19 protein-coding genes, 1 riboswitch and 2 other annotated features are annotated in these 20,833 nt (G+C 37.3%); of the genes, 1 reads left to right on the plus strand and 18 read right to left on the minus strand.

Annotation, left to right across the window (positions count from 1 at the left end; translation table 11 throughout):
* Nucleotides 1–72: 72 nt before the first annotated feature.
* Both MUA51_RS06180 and MUA51_RS06185 read right to left on the minus strand, forming a co-directional pair.
* The gene (locus MUA51_RS06180; protein ID WP_262558887.1) at nt 73–1,338 is read right to left on the minus strand and encodes a bifunctional folylpolyglutamate synthase/dihydrofolate synthase; all 1,266 of its coding nucleotides are present in this window, start codon (nt 1,336–1,338) and stop codon (nt 73–75) included.
* Between the two features lie 11 nt (nt 1,339–1,349).
* The gene (locus MUA51_RS06185; RefSeq protein WP_262558889.1) at nt 1,350–3,980 is read right to left on the minus strand and encodes a valine--tRNA ligase; all 2,631 of its coding nucleotides are present in this window, start codon (nt 3,978–3,980) and stop codon (nt 1,350–1,352) included.
* 42 nt (nt 3,981–4,022) lie between these two features.
* Nucleotides 4,023–4,238: a binding site (T-box leader), on the minus strand.
* Between the two features lie 58 nt (nt 4,239–4,296).
* Here MUA51_RS06185 and MUA51_RS06190 point away from each other — a divergent pair.
* Nucleotides 4,297–4,851, plus strand: a complete 555-nt coding sequence (locus MUA51_RS06190; RefSeq protein ID WP_262558891.1) for a DNA-3-methyladenine glycosylase I — start codon at nt 4,297–4,299, stop codon at nt 4,849–4,851.
* Here MUA51_RS06190 and MUA51_RS06195 read toward each other — a convergent pair.
* The 16 genes from MUA51_RS06195 to MUA51_RS06270 form a co-directional block, all read right to left on the minus strand.
* A complete protein-coding gene (locus MUA51_RS06195; protein ID WP_262558893.1) occupies nt 4,848–5,933 on the minus strand; it encodes an AbrB family transcriptional regulator in 1,086 nt (361 codons plus the stop codon). The two genes, MUA51_RS06190 and MUA51_RS06195, sit on opposite strands and share 4 nt — an antisense overlap.
* Before the next feature lie 131 nt (nt 5,934–6,064).
* On the minus strand, nt 6,065–7,354 hold the full coding sequence (hemL, locus tag MUA51_RS06200) for a glutamate-1-semialdehyde 2,1-aminomutase (protein WP_262558894.1): 1,290 nt from the start codon (nt 7,352–7,354) through the stop codon (nt 6,065–6,067).
* Between the two features lie 21 nt (nt 7,355–7,375).
* On the minus strand, nt 7,376–8,350 hold the full coding sequence (gene hemB / locus MUA51_RS06205; RefSeq protein ID WP_262558895.1) for a porphobilinogen synthase: 975 nt from the start codon (nt 8,348–8,350) through the stop codon (nt 7,376–7,378).
* Between the two features lie 3 nt (nt 8,351–8,353).
* Nucleotides 8,354–9,028 carry a uroporphyrinogen-III synthase gene (locus MUA51_RS06210; RefSeq protein ID WP_262558897.1) on the minus strand — a complete coding sequence of 225 codons (675 nt, stop codon included), beginning with the start codon at nt 9,026–9,028 and terminating at the stop codon, nt 8,354–8,356.
* Nucleotides 9,029–9,043: 15 nt separating this feature from the next.
* Entirely contained in the window at nt 9,044–9,970 is a 927-nt protein-coding gene (gene hemC / locus MUA51_RS06215; RefSeq protein WP_262558900.1) for a hydroxymethylbilane synthase, read from the minus strand.
* A 25-nt stretch (nt 9,971–9,995) separates the two neighbouring features.
* Nucleotides 9,996–10,832: a cytochrome c biogenesis protein CcsA gene (gene ccsA / locus MUA51_RS06220; RefSeq protein WP_262558903.1), complete on the minus strand. Its 837-nt coding sequence runs from the start codon at nt 10,830–10,832 to the stop codon at nt 9,996–9,998.
* Nucleotides 10,833–10,847: 15 nt separating this feature from the next.
* On the minus strand, nt 10,848–12,191 hold the full coding sequence (gene hemA / locus MUA51_RS06225) for a glutamyl-tRNA reductase (RefSeq protein WP_262558907.1): 1,344 nt from the start codon (nt 12,189–12,191) through the stop codon (nt 10,848–10,850).
* Between the two features lie 123 nt (nt 12,192–12,314).
* Nucleotides 12,315–12,920 carry a ribosome biogenesis GTP-binding protein YihA/YsxC gene (yihA, locus tag MUA51_RS06230; RefSeq protein ID WP_262558909.1) on the minus strand — a complete coding sequence of 202 codons (606 nt, stop codon included), beginning with the start codon at nt 12,918–12,920 and terminating at the stop codon, nt 12,315–12,317.
* 115 nt (nt 12,921–13,035) lie between these two features.
* Nucleotides 13,036–14,298 (minus strand): ATP-dependent Clp protease ATP-binding subunit ClpX, encoded by a 1,263-nt coding sequence (clpX, locus tag MUA51_RS06235; protein ID WP_262558910.1) that lies wholly within the window; start codon nt 14,296–14,298, stop codon nt 13,036–13,038.
* 228 nt (nt 14,299–14,526) lie between these two features.
* Nucleotides 14,527–15,834, minus strand: coding sequence for a trigger factor (tig, locus tag MUA51_RS06240; protein ID WP_262558912.1), 1,308 nt, complete (start codon nt 15,832–15,834; stop codon nt 14,527–14,529).
* 85 nt (nt 15,835–15,919) lie between these two features.
* Nucleotides 15,920–16,840, minus strand: a complete 921-nt coding sequence (locus tag MUA51_RS06245) for a hypothetical protein (protein ID WP_262558915.1) — start codon at nt 16,838–16,840, stop codon at nt 15,920–15,922.
* 9 nt (nt 16,841–16,849) lie between these two features.
* On the minus strand, nt 16,850–17,461 hold the full coding sequence (locus tag MUA51_RS06250) for an NUDIX domain-containing protein (protein ID WP_262558916.1): 612 nt from the start codon (nt 17,459–17,461) through the stop codon (nt 16,850–16,852).
* A 135-nt stretch (nt 17,462–17,596) separates the two neighbouring features.
* Complete coding sequence (rplT, locus tag MUA51_RS06255; protein WP_095116548.1) at nt 17,597–17,953, minus strand: 50S ribosomal protein L20; 357 nt, start codon at nt 17,951–17,953, stop codon at nt 17,597–17,599.
* A gap of 79 nt (nt 17,954–18,032) precedes the next feature.
* Entirely contained in the window at nt 18,033–18,233 is a 201-nt protein-coding gene (gene rpmI / locus MUA51_RS06260; RefSeq protein ID WP_095116545.1) for a 50S ribosomal protein L35, read from the minus strand.
* Nucleotides 18,234–18,259: 26 nt separating this feature from the next.
* Nucleotides 18,260–18,787, minus strand: a complete 528-nt coding sequence (infC, locus tag MUA51_RS06265; RefSeq protein ID WP_095118126.1) for a translation initiation factor IF-3 — start codon at nt 18,785–18,787, stop codon at nt 18,260–18,262.
* A gap of 24 nt (nt 18,788–18,811) precedes the next feature.
* Nucleotides 18,812–18,947 (minus strand) — a sequence feature (ribosomal protein L20 leader region).
* Nucleotides 18,948–18,988: 41 nt separating this feature from the next.
* Nucleotides 18,989–20,497, minus strand: a complete 1,509-nt coding sequence (locus MUA51_RS06270; protein WP_262558920.1) for an amino acid permease — start codon at nt 20,495–20,497, stop codon at nt 18,989–18,991.
* 116 nt (nt 20,498–20,613) lie between these two features.
* A riboswitch (Lysine riboswitch) is annotated at nt 20,614–20,787 on the minus strand.
* Between the last annotated feature and the right edge of the window lie 46 nt (nt 20,788–20,833).

The raw sequence follows: 20,833 nt of genomic DNA on the forward strand, positions 1-20,833 counted from the left end.
AATCATGAAAAAAAGAGCGATATACACCTTCATATTTTAAGGTATATATCACTCCATGATGATAAGCTTTTATTAATGATAGCCAAGCTTCGTTTTCACTTCACTAATAAAGTATAAGCTTCCTGTTATCAACAGTGCATCCCCATTATAATTTTGGATAAAACTCACGTAGTCCTCAACCATTGATTTTTGTACACTATCTACTTCATCATATAACTTTTCGATAGGAAGTGCTTTGGGAAAGTTAAACTGTGTTACATAAATATGCTCTGCAATTTCATCGAATGCATGCAACATGTGATGAATTGGTTTGCCAGCTATTGCTGAAAATAAGATATCAACTTTTTCTAAGTGATAATACTTTTCGATTGTATCAATTAGAGCGTCAACACTTTCTTGATTGTGTGCACCATCTAAAATAATAAGTGGTTTTTCTGATACACGCTCAATGCGCCCCTTCCATTTCACCTGTTCAATACCATCAATCATTTTATTGAAATCAATCTCAATAAGACCTTGCTCATTCAATTCTATGAGTGCAGTAATCGCCAATGCTGCATTTTCTTTCTGATGCTCACCTAACATATCTAATGCAATATTTTCAAGTTCATAATCTTTATATCGATAAGTAAATTCATCATCTTCTGAGACGATAAGAATATCACGATCAAATTCTAAAGACTTGGCACGCATATTTTCAGCAGTATCACGAATAAGTTTCAGTGACTCTTCATTTTTCACAGCGTAGACGACAGGAACACCTTCTTTAATAATTGCACTTTTATCACGTGCAATATCTATATAAGTGCTCCCTAAAATATCTGTATGATCTAAACCGATACTCGTCAAAACACTCAATACCGGGGTAATTACATTTGTCGAGTCATTTTTTACACCAAGACCTGCTTCAACAATGACAAAGTCGACAGGATGTATCTCGCCAAAATAGAGATACATCATCGTTGTTATAATTTCAAACTCTGTCGCCACACCTAGTTCTGTCTCTTCATCCATTGCTTCGCTTACTGGTTTTACACGGCGAACCAGCTCAACAATCTCGTCATTTGAAATCGGTGTTCCATCTAAACTAATACGTTCATTAAAAGATTCAATATAAGGCGAGGTAAACGTCCCTACTTGATAGTCATTATTCAACAAAGCATCTCGTAAGTAAGCAACTGTCGAACCTTTTCCGTTCGTACCACCAATGTGAATCGCTTGAATCTTTTGTTCTGGATTACCGAGTCGCTGTAACATCCATTCCATACGCTTAACACCCGGCTTAATGCCGAACTTCGTACGCTCATGGATCCAATATAAGCTATCAAGATAATTCATAGTTCATACTCCTATGCTTTTAATTGTTCAATTCGCGCTTTCACACCATCATATTTTTCTTGATATTTCACTTGTTTGTCACGTTCTTCTTGAATGACTTTTTCAGGTGCTTTTTGAACGAATTTTTCATTTGCAAGTTTCTTATTCACACGATCCAGTTCTTTTTGCCATTTTTCCAGATCTTTTTCTAAGCGTGCAATTTCTTTATCCATATCGATCAGACCTTCTAAAGGTAAGATGACTTCACCAGCTGCAACAACAGTTGTCATCGCTTTTTCTGGAATAGAAACATCTGTATCAATTGTTAGTTCGCTCGGATTACAGAAACGCTCTAAATATCCTTTATTGTTAATCAATAACTGCTGAATGTTTTCATTTTTAGCTTGGATGATAATTGGAATTTCTTTTGACAATGGTGTATTCACTTCTAATCGTGATTGACGCACTGATTTAATAATTTCAACCAATTGTTCCATCACATCTTTACTTTCTGGGAACATTAAATCATTATTCACCGTAGGCCAAGCACTTGTTACAATTGATTCTCCTTCATGAGGAAGGTTTTGCCAAATATGCGCAGTTACGAATGGCATGAATGGGTGTAATAAGCGCATAATGCGATCTAACGTATAGCTCAATACTGAACGTGTGACATTTTTCTGCATTTCGTCATCACCATTCATCGGTATTTTACTCATTTCAATGTACCAGTCACAGAATTCATCCCAGATAAAGTTGTATAACGCACGGCCTACTTCACCGAATTCGTATTTATCACTTAAGTCCGTAACTGTTTCAATTGTTTCATTGAGACGTGTTAAAATCCATTGATCTGCCACAGATAAGTTTTGTGTTAAATCAATATCTTCATACTTAAAGTCTTCACCGATATTCATTAAGCTGAAACGTGCAGCATTCCAAATTTTATTGATAAAGTTCCATACAGATTCGACTTTCTCTGTTGAATATCTTAAGTCATGTCCTGGTGAAGAACCTGTTGCTAAGAAGTAACGTAAGCTATCCGCACCGTATTGATCGATTACATCCATTGGATCTACACCGTTACCCAATGATTTACTCATTTTACGTCCATCTTCTGCACGCACAAGACCGTGTAGTAATACATCATTGAATGGTTTTTGACCAGTAAATTCTAAACCTTGGAAGATCATACGTGCTACCCAGAAGAAGATGATATCATATCCTGTTACAAGTACATTTGTTGGGTAGTAACGTTGATAATCTGCCGCTTCTTCATCTGGCCAGTTCAATGTTGAAAATGGCCATAATGCACTTGAGAACCATGTATCAAGAACGTCCTCATCTTGTGTCCAGTTCTCACTGTCTTCTGGCGCTTCCATGCCGACATAGAGCTCACCTGTCTCGTTGTGATACCATGCTGGAATTTGATGCCCCCACCAAAGTTGACGAGAGATTGTCCAGTCACGAATCTCTTCCATCCAGCGATTGAAAGTTTTTTCAAAACGACCTGGTACAAATTCAATACGACCATCTGTTTTTTGATTGTCTAACGCTTGTTGTGCAAGTGGTGCCATTTTAACGAACCATTGTGTCGATAAATATGGCTCAACAACTGCACCACTACGTTCAGAATGTCCAACAGAATGCATATGATCTTCAATTTTAATGACAAGACCTTCTTCTTCTAGGTCTTTCACTAGTTGTTTACGACATTCAAAGCGGTCCATACCTTCATATTTCCCTGCTTTATCGTTCATATGACCTGATTCATCCATAACGACAATGCGTTCTAATTCGTGACGATTACCAATTTCAAAGTCATTTGGATCATGCGCAGGTGTTACTTTCATTGCACCACTACCAAATTCCTTGTCAACGTATTCATCCGCTATTACAGGCAATGTACGACCTACGATTGGTAAAATCACTTCTTTACCGATGATGTCTTGATAGCGTTCATCATCCGGGTTAACAACTATTGCAGTATCCCCTAACATCGTTTCAGGGCGTGTTGTCGCAATTTCAATAAAACCACTACCATCTGCATAAGGATATTTGAAATGATAGAACTTACCGTTTACGTCTTCATGAATTACTTCGATATCAGAAAGTGCTGTGCGCGCTTCTGGATCCCAGTTGATGATGCGTTCGCCGCGATAAATTAAGCCTTTGTTGTACATGTCAACGAATACTTTACGTACTGCTTCACTTAATCCATCATCTAATGTAAAACGTTCACGTGAATAATCCAATCCAAGTCCTAGCTTCGCCCACTGTTGGCGAATAAATGATGCATATTCTTCTTTCCATTCCCATGCTTTTTCTAAGAATTTTTCTCGGCCGATGTCATGACGAGAAATGCCTTCCTCACGCATTTTCGCTTCGACTTTCGCTTGTGTTGCAATCCCTGCATGGTCCATACCTGGTAGATAAAGTGTATCGTATCCTTGCATGCGCTTCATACGTGTTAAGATATCTTGTAACGTTGTATCCCAAGCATGACCTAAATGCAACTTCCCTGTTACATTTGGTGGTGGAATGACGATTGTATATGTTGGTTTATCTAAATCACCACTTGGTTTAAAGCGGTTATGATCAAGCCATTCTTGATAGCGGCCTGCTTCTACTTCTTGCGGGTTATATTTTGTTTGCATGTCCATTGTTAAATCCCTCCATAAAAAATAAAAAGAACACCTGTCCTAAAATAGGACGGATGTTCCGTGGTACCACCTATATTCAATAGTTACTTTAATAGTTAAGCTATTGCACTCATATGATTAACGCTCATGACACGCTCTAGCCTACTCAACTCAGCTAAAGAACAAGTGGGCTACCTTCTGCTGAAACTTATATGCATTTCCACCAATCATGCACTCTCTAGAATAAATTATCAACATACTCTTCCCAAAGATTCATATTCTATTTAACAATATAGTATAATGAATTCACAATTAAGTCAATATAGGAGTTGATAATATGAACCCTTGCGCATTCGGAACAACGGATCCATTATACATTCAATATCACGATGAGTTCTGGGGCAAACCACTTTACGATTCACAACAATTGTTTGAATTGCTCGCACTCGAATCACAACACGCCGGATTGTCGTGGTTGACAATATTAAAGAAAAAAGAAGCTTATCAAAACGCTTTTCATCAATTTAATCCCTACAAAGTTGCCGAAATGTCTGATGAAGACATTGATACCTTAATGGACTTTCCAAACATTATTCATCATCGAAAAAAATTAGAAGCGATTGTTGCACAAGCTCAGGGCTATATTGAGATTGAACAAGAACACGGAAGCTTTTCTGAATTTTTATGGTCTTTTGTTGACGGCTCACCGATTGATTTCCGTTATGAATCTGTTGAAGAACGAATCACAGTGAATGACACAGCAAAACGATTGTCCAAAGCATTAAAACAATATGGGTTCAAGTTTATTGGTCCAGTGACAATCTTTTCATTTATGGAAGCGGCTGGCATGTACAATTCACATCTTGTAAGTTGCCCACATCGAAACACCTAAGTCAATGATTGATCCGAATATTTTTTCAACCGATATTTTAAATATAGATCAATCAATGGCGCAATAAGCATTAGAATAAAGAAGATGCGAAAAATATGAAATGAAGACACAATGGCAACATCTGCACCTGTATCTAGTGCAACAAGTACGATTTGTGCCATACCACCTGGAGCAGCCCCTAGAAAAAGCGTATTAAGTGGAATTTCATTCAAAAACTGTATGCCCCCTACCATTACTAACGTCCCTGTAATGAGCAATATATTTTGAAAGGCTATTGCCAATGCAAGTCGCCCTTTCAATTGATCAGTCAATCCAGCAATCTGTACACCTACTCTTATCATATAAATCACTTGAGCTGCAGCAATAATGGGCGTATCAATTGTGAAAATACGCTCCGTTGTTAAGTTCCAAATAATCAATACAACAATAGGAGCAAGCAACATCATCGTAGGGAAGTTCACTTTTTTCATTAATAAATACACAAATGTAATAGCCACTACTAAAATAGCAACGTGATGTATGCCAAGTGTTTCAGTTAGAAGCGGTGGATCATTGAGATGTGCATGATGCTGTTTTTCATCTTGGAACAAAAGTGTTAATAACGGAACTAAAATTACGACAAATATAATGCGTGAAGTTTGTGTTAAGCTCACAACAAGAATATCCGCTCGTTTATTTTCTTCTGCCATCACTAGCATTTGACTCAATGCACCTGGTATGACACTTAATATTGCAGTTTCTGCATTGACCGATGCAATTTTACGAAAGCCATAAGAAACAATGATTGCTAAAGCAAGTGTTAAAATATTTACAACAACGATAGACAACCAATGACTTTGAATATCAATAATCACTTGTCTCGTAAAACTACTGCCTATTTGAACACCCAACATCATTAATCCTAATTTACTAAGCCAATGCGGCCAATGTACTTGTCTTTTAAAGACCTTGACCACAATAAGGCTCCCAATAATTGGTCCAAACATCCACGGTAATATCATGTGACAGCGCCATAAAATCCATCCGCAGATTATTGATACAACAAAAACGAGCACATTATTGATGTAAGTTTGTTTTTGCATAATGTGCCACCCCCATAATAATTATGTATATTTACATCTTATCAAAAATACGTAGTTAAAAAAATATTCATTTCTCATCTATTAAAAAAGCCATGTCAATCTATCAAACTGACATGGCTTATATTATTGAATTATTTTCCTGCAATTTTACTTAAGGCAACATCAAATGCTGCAATTGTTTTCTCAATATCTTCTTTTGTATGTGATGTAGATAAGAACATCCCTTCAAATTGAGACGGCGGTAAAAAGACACCTTGTTCCGTCAACTCACGGTACATTTCACCGAACATCTTTAAGTCTGATTTGTTTGCTTCTTCAAAGTTTGTCACAGGACCTTCATTGATAAAGAAACCAATCATAGAACCTGCACGATTAACCGTCAATGGTACGTTATGTTTTGCGAAGACTTCTTTCAAGCCCGCTTCTAACATATCTCCTAACTCATTGAAGTATGTGTAACTTTCAGGTGTTAGTTGGCTTAACGTCCAATAACCACTTGTCATAGCTAATGGATTGCCTGACAATGTGCCTGCTTGGTAAATATCACCACTCGGCGCAATACGATCCATAATTTCTTTTCTTCCACCAAATGCACCAACTGGCAAACCGCCACCGATGACTTTACCAAGACATGTTAAGTCTGGCGTTACATCGAAATAGCCTTGTGCACAGTTGTAACCAACACGGAAACCTGTCATCACTTCATCAAAAATCAATAACGCATCATTTTCTTTCGTGATATCTCTCAAACCTTGTAAGAAATTATTGATTGGTGGTACGACACCCATATTCCCTGCAACTGGCTCTACAATCACCGCCGCAATATCGTCTCCAAATTGATCAAATGCTAATTTAACCGCTTCTAAGTTATTATAAGGTACTGTGATCGTATTTTTTGCGATACCTTCTGGAACACCTGGTGAATCTGGTAAACCGAGTGTCGCAACACCTGAACCCGCTTTGATTAACAATGAGTCACTATGACCATGATAATTTCCTTCAAACTTGATGATTTTATTTTTTCCTGTGTAACCACGTGCTAAGCGTAATGTATCAAGTGTAGCTTCTGTACCTGATGAAACCATTCTTACTTTTTCAATTGATGGTACACGTTCAATGACAAGCTCTGCCAATCGATTCTCTTCAAGTGTTGATGCCCCAAAACTTGTACCACGATCTAACACACCATGTAGCTCACTGATCACACGTTCATTGCGGTGCCCAAGGATTAAAGGACCCCAACTTAATACGTAGTCAATAAATTCATTGCCGTCAATATCATAAATGCGACTACCCTTTCCACTTTCCATAAAAATGGCTGGCGTATCAACAGCTTTAAATGCACGTACAGGACTATTCACACCACCTGGCATCAATTGTTCTGCTTTTTCAAATGCTTTTATCGATTTGTTATAACGCAATTCAATCTCCTCCTCAGGCAATTATTTATCCAAATAACGACAAATATCTTTCGCAAAATATGTGATGATCATATCGGCACCGGCACGCTTCATTGAAATCATTTGTTCCATGACAATGCGTTCTTCATCAATCCAGCCATTTTGTGCCGCTGCTTTCGTCATACTATACTCACCACTTACATTATACGCAACAATAGGAACGTTGCTGTTATTGCGCACATCACGAATGATATCTAGATAGCTCAATGCAGGCTTTACAATCATCATATCTGCACCTTCTGCCAAGTCACTCTCAAGTTCACGCATTGCTTCAAGACGATTAGCTGGGTCCATTTGATATGTTTTGCGATCGCCAAATGATGGTGTTGATTCTGCTGCATCACGGAACGGACCATAAAAACTTGATGCGTATTTAATACCATAACTCATAATAGGAATATTATAGAATCCTGCTTCATCTAACCCTTGACGAATAGCTGCAACAAAACCATCCATCATGTTACTAGGGGCAATAATATCTGCCCCCGCTTTTGCCTGTGATACAGCTGTTTTCACTAGCAATGGAAGTGTTTCATCGTTATCGACGTCATGTGTATGATCATCGATGACACCACAATGTCCGTGATCCGTATACTCACAAAGACACGTATCTGCTAATATCAACAAATCATCATATAATGACTTCGCAATCTTCGTTGCACGTTGAATCACACCATCATCGATAAATGCACCTGTTCCACATGCATCCTTTTCATTCGGAATCCCGAAAAACATCATGGCACGAATACCTAAATCATAAGCTTCTTTGATTTCTTCATGTAGTAAGTTCAAGCTGATTTGATATATACCCGGTAACGACTTAATCTCTTCTTTTACATCATCACGTTCTACAACAAAAATCGGATAAATCAAATCTTCTTTTCTTATATGTGTTTCACGCACCATATCTCTCATTGAATGAGATGCACGCAATCGTCTATGTCTATCAAAATTCATTCTTTAGAACCCCATTTCTAAAATTTTATCTATCATGGCTTCAAGTGTTTGTATCTCAGCCACCCCTCCACAATATCCGTATCGCATTAATGTTCGTTGCGTTTGTGCACCAATCACAATCCAATGATCAAACATTACATTCGGAAAGCGATCAAACAGCGCACGAACAGCTGACGAACTAGCGAAGGTGATAGCATTAACCTTTTGACTAGTCAACATCTCATAAACCGCTGTCACTTGTGTGTCATTGACTTCGATATCATACAAATCAATCTTCGTCACTTTGCCACAACGCTGACGAAGTGTGTCTGTAAGTAATGGTCTTGCTCGTGCACTCGAAGGTAATAATATTTTAGCGTGTTCATTTGCATGAAACTGTCTGAGAAACCCTTCTTGTGAGAAATCTTTTGGTACAAAGTCAACTTGGATACCTTGTGTCTCACAATAGGCTTTTGTTTTTTCGCCAATCACCGCAATCTTCTTTACATGGGTTTGTGGAAGATATCTCATAAAATATTTTACCGCATTTTTTGATGAAAAAATGAGCCAATCATATGTTTCATCGAGAAGTCGTTGATCAAATGAACAAGCAACTGTTGTGACGAGTGGCATATGACACACATTAATACGCTCATCGTGATATGGATGTGTCTGTGTCATGATTACAGTTGGTTTCATTATGAACACCCCTAATTAGTGTGTTTCATTGAGTGCTTCAATGATATCATATGCACCTTGTGCTTTCAGTTCTTGACTCACACGTTGCCCTACTTCGACTGCATCTGTTCCCGTTGCGGTATGTTGGAAGCGCTGTTTACCATCCGGAGACATAATTAAGCCTGTGAAGTGGATTTGTTTATCATCTCCAATAACAGCATGACCGCCAATCGGTACTTGGCAACTTCCATCCATTTCCTTCAAAAATGTACGTTCTGCTGTCACACAGTCTGCCACTTCTGAATTATGTACTTTTGCTAAGAGTGCTAATAGTTCTGTATCATCTGAACGACATTCAATACCTAATGCACCTTGTCCAATTGCTGGGATTAACAAGTCATCATCTAAGTATTGTGTCACAATATCATCTGACCATCCCATACGTTTTAGCCCTGCTGCTGCTAAAATAATCGCATCATAGTCTTCTTCTTTCAATTTTTTAAGGCGTGTATCAATATTGCCACGAATCCATTTAATTTCTAAATTTGGAAATTTTGCTAGTATCTGCGCACCACGTCTTAGAGAACTTGTTCCAACGATGCTACCATCTGGCAAGTCTTCCAATGCTACATGATTTTTTGCAATATACGCATCATATGGATTTTCACGATCTGGGATACACCCAAGTGTTAACCCATCAGGCAATACACTTGGGACATCTTTCAATGAGTGGATTGCCATATCAATGTCTTTACTAAAAAGTTCATTTTGAATTTCTTTGACAAAGAGTCCTTTGCCACCCACCTTAGAAAGTTGACGATCAACAATTTGATCACCTTTTGTCACAATTTCTTTAATCTCAATCTCTAAGTCAGGTTGAACTGCTTTAAGACGTTCAATGAATTGACCACTTTGTGTCAAAGCAAGTTGACTTCTTCTCGATCCCACTATAAGTTTTCGCATATTACGACCCTCCATTGGCATTGTATTATACTCCCGTCCACTGATGGAATGAAGAGAGTTGTGTGACTACGATTAAATTAATCATACAACATAGAAACAAAATAATGTTAACATAAATCAAAAACTGTTGCTTAAACCTCTGTGTCATTCTCATTGCGATATATGCAACATAGCTTAAGAAAATAAAAAATGACGAAATCACTTTCAAATCAACAAAAATATGGGGACCAACTGAAAATAAGCCCCATTGCACACCACAGAGAAGACTGACGAACAAAGTGATAACACCGATAAGTGTAAAATAAAAAACAGTTTTTTCGAGTGTGGATACACTTCCGATCCTGAAATAATTTTGATTGAATCGCTTCAATCGTAAATTTTGATATTGAATCAAGTATAGGATGGCATTCACAAACGCAATCGCAAAGATCACATAACTAATCAATGCGAATGAAATATGCACGGTAAGCAGTTCATTGATGACCTTTAATCTCGCACCTTGATGACTGAACTGATACGGATGAAAGGTATGAACAACCATAAAGACAAAACCAAGCATATTTAACAGTACAATAACGACATCGAATTGTCGGAAAACAGCGCAAATAAATGTAAATGTTAAAATAAGCCAAGTTAATACGTAAATACTTTCAACGATTGACGTCAAAGGCAACTGCCCACGCCAAAGAATATACATAGTTAAAGAGATTGTTTGACATACCCAAACAATCCCTAACAAATAGAAACCCATATTTTGAAGGCGATAATTTTTTTGAAATAAATCAAGTGTCATACAAATAACACATAGGAAGTAAATCAAAACAATCGCTTCATGAAATCTTACAAAAAACGTTTCTACCATAGGCCTCACCTATCTTTAAGATTCAAATCCTAATAAACGTTGCTTCAGGATGCGTTTTTTCTTTTCAACCGCTTCCTGTTGGTAATTCGTGTCAACTTCGATATCAAAAATCTCTTGAAATAACTGTAACTTCGCCGCTGCATTGCGATCGTCACTAATCTCTTTCGCTTGTTTGATCGGTTGCTTGAGCATTTGATTGATAATACTTTTTGTATGTTTCGATACCACTTTACGATCACGGTCTGACAAATGTGGTAACTTTCTATCAATGCTCGCCATTGTTTCTTGCTGAATTCCCATCGCTTGCTCTCTTAATGCACGAATCACAGGAACTACACCGAGCATGCGTACCCATTCGTTATGCTTATCAATTTCAGTAGGGATACGTTCAGCGATTGCTTCAGCGGCAAGGCGTCTTTCACGAATATTCGCATCTACAAGCCCTTTCAAGTCATCAACATCATAGATAAACACTTCCATATCCGTTGATTCAAACGGTTCAATATCTCTTGGTACTGCGATATCAACAAGAATAATCTGTAAAGTTTTTTTCGTCACTGCATGGCGCATCTCCAACATATCTTTTGTGATAATGTACTGTTCTGAACTTGTTGAACTTATTACGATATCAGCCGTCGTCAGCAATTGGCCTAACTCAGACATTGGTGCTGCATGAACATGGTGTTTCTCCGCTAATACTTGTGCACGTGAAAATGTCCGGTTAATTACCGTTATATCAGACACATTCGCACCTTTTAAGTTCAATACAGATAGTTCACCCATTTCTCCTGCACCGATGACTAACGCTCGCTTTTTGTTCAACTTGCCAAACATCTTTTTCGCCAATTCTACTGCTGCATATGACACACTAATTGCATTGTCAGCGATATCCGTTTCATGATGTGCTTTTTTACTAAATGTAATGGCTTGTTTAAACAATTCGTTAAATATCGTACCAGTTGTCTGTGCCGCTTGTGCCGTTAGGAATGCATCACGCATTTGTCCTAATATCTGTGTTTCACCTAAGACAATCGAATCCAATCCAGATGTAACTCTGAATAAATGTTCAATTGCATTATCCCCTAGCTTCACTTCTGACATCTCTTTGATATCATCCACTTCGAAGTTAAATTGTCTTGCTAAAAAGCGTTGAATATAATATCGACCCGTATGAATTTGATCCACCACTGCATAGACCTCTGTTCTGTTGCATGTTGATAGAATGACATTTTCTAAAATTGACTTTGTTTCAAACAATGCTTCATGCACACGAATCATATCTTTATCTTGAAATGTGAGTTTTTCTCGTAATGTCACATCTGCTGTACGATGATTGACACTCACTGCAATAAAATACATGAACATGTCCTCCCATAAACTACAATAAAATTATTATAACATAGATAGACCGCTTTCAATTTAGATTCAACAGGATTCCATTGAGAACTATTCTTATTGTCCACGTTTTATTCAAATGTCTGTTTATTGTATACTGTCATCTACAATATAAGCATCAATAGTCGCCCATATTTCAGGTTGCTTATTTTTCGTCAGTGACGAATAACTGATGATTTTATCGTTGGCATCTAAATCCAGATCTTGTTTGATACGTTTGATGTGTTTTTGTACCTTTCCTTTCGGTACTTTATCTTCTTTTGTTGCAACGATTAATGTTGGTATATCAAAGTGTTTCAAATAGTCATACATCAAAATATCATCTTCTGTTGGTGGATGTCTTAAATCTACAAGCTGTATCACTAACTTTAGCTCTTCTCTAGTTGTTAAGTACATCTCGATCATTTTACCGAACGCTTCACGTTGCTTCTTGCTTACTTTTGCATAGCCATATCCAGGCACGTCAACAAAAATCAATTGTTCATCAATATTGTAAAAATTAAGCGTTTGCGTTTTACCTGGTTGCTGTGATGTACGTGCCATATTTTTACGTCCAATCATACTATTAATAAATGTTGACTTCCCCACATTTGAGCGTCCACTCAATGCTACCTCTGGTAACCCCAACTCTGGGTACTGCTCTTTTTTCACCGCACTGATGATGAGCTCAACATGATTTGGATTAATCTTCATGGTTTCTCTCCTTTGACCGCTTAAATACTATAATTTCATTTTATCTTTCATTAATTTAATTGAACAGCAAAAAAGCTTAAGATATGCCAATACATTATCTTAAGCTTTTCATCATTTATGCAGATGTTTTGCTATCGTTTAACAATTGACCTTCACCGTCATAAAGTTCAGGTGCTGTTTCATTCACAATTGTATCTTTTGTGATCACTACTTTTGTGACATTTTCAGTTGAAGGAATATCAAACATAATGTCGATCAAAGCTTCTTCAATAATAGAACGTAAACCACGTGCACCTGTTTTGCGTTCTATCGCTTTTTCACTAATTGCAGACAAAGCATCATCTGTAAATTCTAATGCAACATCATCTAATTCGAGCATTTTTGTATATTGTTTTACTAATGCATTCTTAGGTTGCGTTAAAATATTTTTCAATGCCTCAATATCTAACGTCTCAAGGTTAGCTACGATTGGCACACGTCCGATGAACTCTGGAATTAACCCGAAAGATTGTAAATCTTCTGGGCGGATATGTTCTAACAAGCTTGTCTCGTCATATTTAGATGCTTCACTACTTGCAAAACCAATGACCTTTTCACCAAGACGACGTTTGATCACTTCTTCAATACCATCAAACGCCCCACCGAGAATGAATAAAATATTTGTTGTATCAATTTGAATAAATTCTTGGTTTGGATGTTTACGTCCACCTTGTGGCGGAACGCTCGCTGTTGTGCCTTCAAGAATTTTCAACAATGCTTGTTGAACACCTTCACCAGAAACATCACGTGTAATAGATGTGTTTTCTGACTTACGTGCAATTTTATCGATTTCATCGACGTAAATAATCCCTTTTTCAGCTCTGTCAATATCAAAGTCTGCTGCTTGAATTAAACGTAATAAAATATTTTCAACATCTTCACCCACATAACCTGCTTCTGTTAAGCTTGTAGCATCAGCAATCGCAAATGGTACATTTAACGTACGTGCAAGTGTTTGTGCTAATAATGTTTTACCACTACCTGTTGGTCCGATTAAAGCGACGTTACTCTTTTGTAACTCAACATCATCTTCTTTAGGACCTAATTGGTTAATACGTTTATAGTGATTATATACAGCTACCGCAAGAGACTTTTTCGCTTTCTCTTGTCCAATCACATATTGGTTCAATTCTTCCATAATCTCTTTTGGTGTCGGTAACTCAGTAAGTTCTTCTGTTTCTGTATGATTGAGTTCTTCTTCTACAATCTCTGCACACAATTCAATACATTCGTTACAAATATAAACACCACTACCAGCCACTAACTTTTTGACTTGGTCTTGATCTTTACCACAGAAAGAACATTTTAAGTTTTCTTCGTCTTCATTGAATTTAAACATTTTGTATTACACCCCTATCCTCTACGACTATACTAGAAAGCATTTTATTATGCAATCACGCTGTCTTTCAAGTTTTTTGCATAAAACAATGAAAGCGGGATAGAAATCTATAAAATGATTAGATTTCTTTATCCCGCTCTGGCAAGTTACATTTTTGAAATCATATGATTCGTTCATGTGAACAAACCAGCATTGTCTTATCTTTATTCGTTCAGATTATTGTTCAGTTTACGCTTCGCTATCAGCAGGTGCATCTACTAATTTTGCTTCTGCAACTAATAAGTCGATTACTTTTCTAACTCGAATATCATTTTTGATAAGATCTGAGTTACCTAAAGTCTTTTTGATGTCTTCAACTGAGATACCGAATTGGTCACTCATTTTTTGTAATTCGTTATCAACATCTTCATCACTTGCTTCGATGTTTTCAGCTTTTGCGATAGCATCTAATGTTAAGTTTGTTTTAACACGTTGTTCTGCATCATCTTTCATTTGTTCACGCATATCTTCTTCTGATTGACCTGAAATTTCGAAGTATGTTTGCAAGTCTAAACCTTGTTGTTGCATGTTTTGAGCAAACTCTTGAATCATGCGATCTTGTTCTTGCTTAATCATCGCTTCTGGAATGTCAATTGTCGCATTGTCAGCAGCTTTGATTACCGCTTCTTCTTTTTGTAAGTTTTCAGCGTCGTTTTTCTTCGCTTCTTCTAATTGTGTACGAACATTCGCTTTGTATGCGTCAACGTTTTCAGCATCTGCGTCTAATTCGCTTGCTAATTCGTCGTCTAATGTTGGTACTTCTTTCGCTTTGATTTCGTTGATTTTCACTTTGAATGTTGCAGCTTTTCCTGCTAATTCTGCTGCGTGATATTCTTCAGGGAATGTAACTTCAACATCTTTTTCTTCTTCAAGTTTTAAGCCAACTAATTGCTCTTCGAAACCTGGAATGAATGAACCTGAACCAACTTCTAAGTCGTAACCTTCTGCTTGTCCGCCTTCGAATTGTTCGCCATCAACATAACCATCAAAGTCTAAGTTTACAGTGTCGCCTTCTTCAACTTCGCCTTCTTCTTTAACAACCATATCAGCCATTGCTTCAAGACGTTGTTTTACAGCATCTTCAACCATGTCATCCGTTACTGTCACATCTTGTTTTTCAATCTCTAAACCTTTGTAGTCACCAAGTTCTACTTCTGGCTCAACTGTTACAGTTGCTTCAAAGATAAAGTCTTTTCCTTTTTCTATTTGTTTGATGTCAATTTCAGGTTGCGCAACTGGGTTAATACCCGTTTCATCAATTGCATCGCTGTATGCTGGTTGTAATAAAATATCAAGCGCATCTTGGTATAAGCTTTCTACGCCGAAACGTTGTTCAAAAATCGGACGTGGTACTTTACCTTTACGGAAACCAGGTACATTAATATTTTTTACTACTTTTTTGAATGCTTGATTTAATGCTTCGTCTACTTTTTTAGCAGGTACAGTTACTTCTAGTAACCCTTCGTTACCTTCTTTTTTTTCCCATGTTGCTGTCATGTATAAAAACCTCCATGAAATCCTTTTTTAAAATTTTTCAACTTCTTTATTATAACATAGGTATGTTGTGTTTCAAGGGACTTACCTATGTATTTAACAATTTAATGAATGATAAAACACACGTATCCGCTGAAGTTGAGGGTGACACTCCAATCATCTCTTCAAAATAATACACATAGGTCTGAATCCAAGTCTGATCATCTGCAAGTTGCGTGATGTCAAATGGATACATCGCAATATTATGTGTATTCAGATGAATGCGTGCTTCTTGTACTAACGACGGGTAATCATTTTCCAATCGTGCAATAACTTCAGGGACAATTGATTTCATAAATCGTGTCACATCAAACCCTTCCAATTGTGCCGGGACAACTGATAGTTCTTGCCCATTCACTTCCAATTGAATGCTTTGATTGTACCGAGCAAATCGTAAATATTCAAGCATTAAACTTTGTAAAGACACAGATACATCATCTTGCGTAATCAAATATGCCATCGTATCTGCAAAATAATAGACACTATCGTCAATCATTGACAATATAAGCTCTGTACGTGGCCCTTCTGATAACTGATCGAACTGCTGTAACTGTGTTTTCATCTGTTCTTGTCGCTTGTTCAATTGATGCTGTGCCTGATCTTTAGTAGGTAGCAGAATCATTCGTGTTTGGTGCGCCTTCACACTATTTAGTATCTCATCTACGACTGAAACAACTGATTGATATTGTTCCAAAGCAAATAAACTTTTGACATAATATATCATCAGCTCATCATATGATGTATTACCTTGTTCCAGTAAAATATGTGCTTCTTCACGCAATTCCAAATAGGATTGCGTTTCCCACAATACATGACATTTCATCAATGCTAGTGCTTCTGTCATTTCGAAATATTGTTCGTATTCTACAAAACAATCGTATGCTAACTCGTATTGTTCTTGCGCAATTGCTTGTTTAATATCTGAACAAAGCTTTTGTTTTAACTTCGGAAACGGTATGAGTTCTGACATTCATATCACCTAGTTCCATTTTTCTAATATGAGTGCACTCCATGATTCAAATTGTGACAGATCATTAATATCATCCAGTGATTGCCATTGAATTGATAGTGTGTCTGTTTCTTGCACTTCTACTTGTGACTTCTGTACTTGTACCTTGAAGACAACCCCGAGATGTACTTGACCTACATCATTCGAATCATCGTTGATAAAACCTACATGCTGTAAGCCTGATGTTTCATTCACTGCAAGTCCAACTTCTTCCAACAATTCACGCCCTGAATTTTCTTCAATAATTGCCATCACATCATCTTCGTCAGGCACGTCATTCATATGACCGCCTACTCCGATTGATGCTAAGCCATGTAATCGTGCTTCACCGCCACCTGATAGACGTTGATAAACAAGTATGTCTTGATCTTCATTTTCTAAGATACAATAAGAGATCAATTGTTTATATGATGGATCTTCTTCCATATCTCCACGTCTTTTTACGTCATACTGTCCTAACGTATCAAAGATTGCTTGGCTTTTCACATCATCTTGTCGGATAAAACCATTGAATGCGTGCTTTTCATTATCAAATATGATATCTCTTGGGACTACAATAATTTGTTCATCAAATTTTGACATAATTAACTCCTTTATTAGCGATTGTCTTTATCGTACCAAACCTTTAGAGCGCAAGCAAAAGTAATCTCATATGCGATCTCCAAATAAAAAGAGCTGGTTGCTTATGAACTAAACAATCCAACTCTTTATCAAAAATTATTTTAAAGCGTCTTTCGCTTTGTTTACTAATTCAGCAAATGCTTTTTCATCAGCGATTGCGATTTCAGAAAGCATTTTACGGTTAATATCAATACCAGCTAATTTTAATCCGTTCATTAAACGTGAGTAGCTCATGTCATGTTGACGAGCAGCTGCATTAATACGAGTGATCCATAATTTACGGAAGTCACGTTTTCTTTGACGACGGTCACGGAATGAATATTGACCTGACTTCATAACTTGTTGTTTTGCTACTTTATATAATGTGCTTTTCGCACCGAAGTAACCTTTAGCTAATTTGATTGTCTTTTTACGACGCGCTCTTGTTACTGTTCCACCTTTTACACGTGGCATAATAAATTCCTCCTCATAATCTCTTAAATATATTCTCTACATATTTAGATGTTTATATATTCGTTCGTTTAATTTTTTATTATTTAACGTAAGTTAATAATTGTCTTACGCGTTTTGAGTCACTCTTAGACACAAGTGCTGCTTTACGTAATTTACGTTTTTGTTTTGTTGATTTGTTAGCGAATAAGTGAGATGTGTAAGCTCTAGAGCGTTTTAATTTCCCACTTCCAGTTCTTTTAACACGTTTCGCAGCTCCGCGGTGAGTTTTCATTTTAGGCATGATGATTTTCCTCCTATTGTCATTGTTTATTTTTCGTTAATTGGCGCCAACATAAGGAACATTTGGCGACCTTCCATTTTAGGTTTTTGCTCAACAGTTGCAATATCTTTGCACTCGTCAGCAAAATTTTCTAAAACGCGTTGGCCAATTTCTTTATGTGTAATGGCACGCCCTCTGAAACGAATTGAAACTTTAACTTTATCACCTTTTGTTAAGAATTTACGTCCATTCTTAAGTTTTGTATTGAAGTCATGTTCTTCAATCGTTGGACTTAAGCGGATCTCCTTCACATTGATGACTTTTTGTTTCTTCTTCATTTCTTTTTCTTTTTTCTGTTGCTCGAACTTGTATTTACCGTAATCCATAATACGAGCAACAGGTGGTTTTGCATTAGGGGCAACAACAACGACGTCTAAGTTAAGACGTTCTGCCATTTCCAATGCTTCTTGCTTTGATTTGATACCGAGTTGGTCACCGTTTTGTCCGATAACACGTAACTCTCTAGCGCGAATCTTTTCATTTACTTGCGTTTGATCCTTAGCTATGGTTGACACCTCCAAAAATTTTACGAATGGTCCAAGCACGAAAAAAAGCGAGGATAGTAATCCCCGCTCCTAACGTTAACATGAACAAACTCACATGTTTATATCGTTAACCTGCCAACAGCTTTGTGCGTCGCCACAGGTGAGAAGCGGGTTGCTTCTACTTGGTCCGTTTCGTATTCAACAGATATAATCATACCAAGTTGTTATCTATTAGTCAACATATTTATGAAAGTTTTTTTCGTCCATTGAAATGTCTTGACTCAAGTTTACTTTTTCCAATGGAATTAATTTTGTTTTGTATCTTAACTTATGATAGAGGAAGAAGAATAAGAATACTGGAATACCCATGTACGTGATAAAGAATCGTTTTGGATCGAATCCACCACCTTGAATGAAGTCAACGTCTTGCCCGATGATCACGATCACACAAAGTACCAGTGCAAGTAATGGACCGAATGGGAACCATTTTGCTTTGTATTTCAGTTTGGATACGTCATAGTTTTGTGCGTCAAATGCTTTACGGAAGCGATAATGACTAATCGCAATACCTAACCAAGCGATAAAGCCTGTCAAACCACTTGCCGCAACGATGTATTCATAAGCGTTACCACTTACTTGTTCGATAATAAAGATAAGAATTACAACTGACGCCGTTGAAAGCATGGCTACCCATGGTGTACCGTCTCTATTAGTTCGGCTAAATGTTTTTGCTGCTAAGCCGTCGCGACTCATTGAATAAAGCATACGCGTACTAGCATACATACCAGAGTTACCTGCCGATAGTACTGATGTTAAGATAACTGCATTCATAAATGATGCAGCGAATGCAAGTCCTGCATTTTTAAAGACAAGTGTGAATGGTGATGTTGCGATGTCATCTCCACCACCCATTAATGCTGGATGATTGTATGGAATCAACATACCGATAATAAAGATTGCAAATACATAGAATAAAAGAATACGCCAGAATACTTGTTTGATTGCTTTTGGTACAGCACGTTCAGGGTTTTCAGATTCCCCTGCTGTAATCCCTACAATTTCAGTTCCTTGGAATGAGAAACCTGCGATTAAGAATACACCGAATACCACAAGTAAGCTACCACCAAAACCGTCACCTAAAATCGGTCCATCACCTTGTGTAAATGTATCAAAGCCAACTGCTGAACCACCCATAATACCAAAGATTGTCAATACACCTACGATAATAAAAACAATTACCGTTGCTACTTTGATAAATGCGAACCAATATTCACTCTCACCATATACTTGGACTGACAGTAAGTTCAACCCAAAAATAATCGCCATAAAAACCAAACTCCACGCCCATGCTGGTAAAAACTGTAATGGTTCCCAATACTCGATAACATGTGCGGCAATTGTCACATCAGCTGCTACGGTAATGACCCAGTTGAACCAATAGTTCCACCCTAAAGCAAATCCGAGCGATGGATCCACAAAGCGTGTTGCATATGTACTAAAAGAACCTGTTACAGGCAAATACGTCGCCATCTCCCCTAACGAAGTCATTAAGAAAAACACCATTAACCCGATAATTGAATAGCCAAGCAATGCACCAAGTGGCCCGGCATCATGTACTGCCCCTCCAGATGTCATAAAGAGCCCAGTTCCAATGGCTCCACCGATGGCAATCATCGAAATATGACGGTCTTTCAAATGACGTTGTACACCATTCTCTGTTTGTAATTTTTCGTTACTCATGTTTCCTTCCTTTCTTTCACCTAGAGGTCAATCCAGAAAACAAATCAATGCCTATACTTCTAATAAAACGAAATAAAGGTTACATCAACGTTGATGTAACCTTTACTTTATCTTCACAAATAAGTAGCACATCACGTTTGTGACAGTCTAGCATCTTTCGACTACTAGCCCAACAAGTTATGTAGATGTTCATAACTCGCTTCGGCATTTTTACCTTTTACTTGTGCAACATACGCAACATCTCTGCTTCTGACAAGCGACTCATTAAAAATGCAACCTCTAACTAAATTGGATATTTATTTTTTGAATTACATATTAGTATACAGTATCAAACTG

Origin of the sequence: Staphylococcus sp. IVB6214, from assembly GCF_025558585.1 — a bacterium.
Lineage (GTDB): Bacteria > Bacillota > Bacilli > Staphylococcales > Staphylococcaceae > Staphylococcus.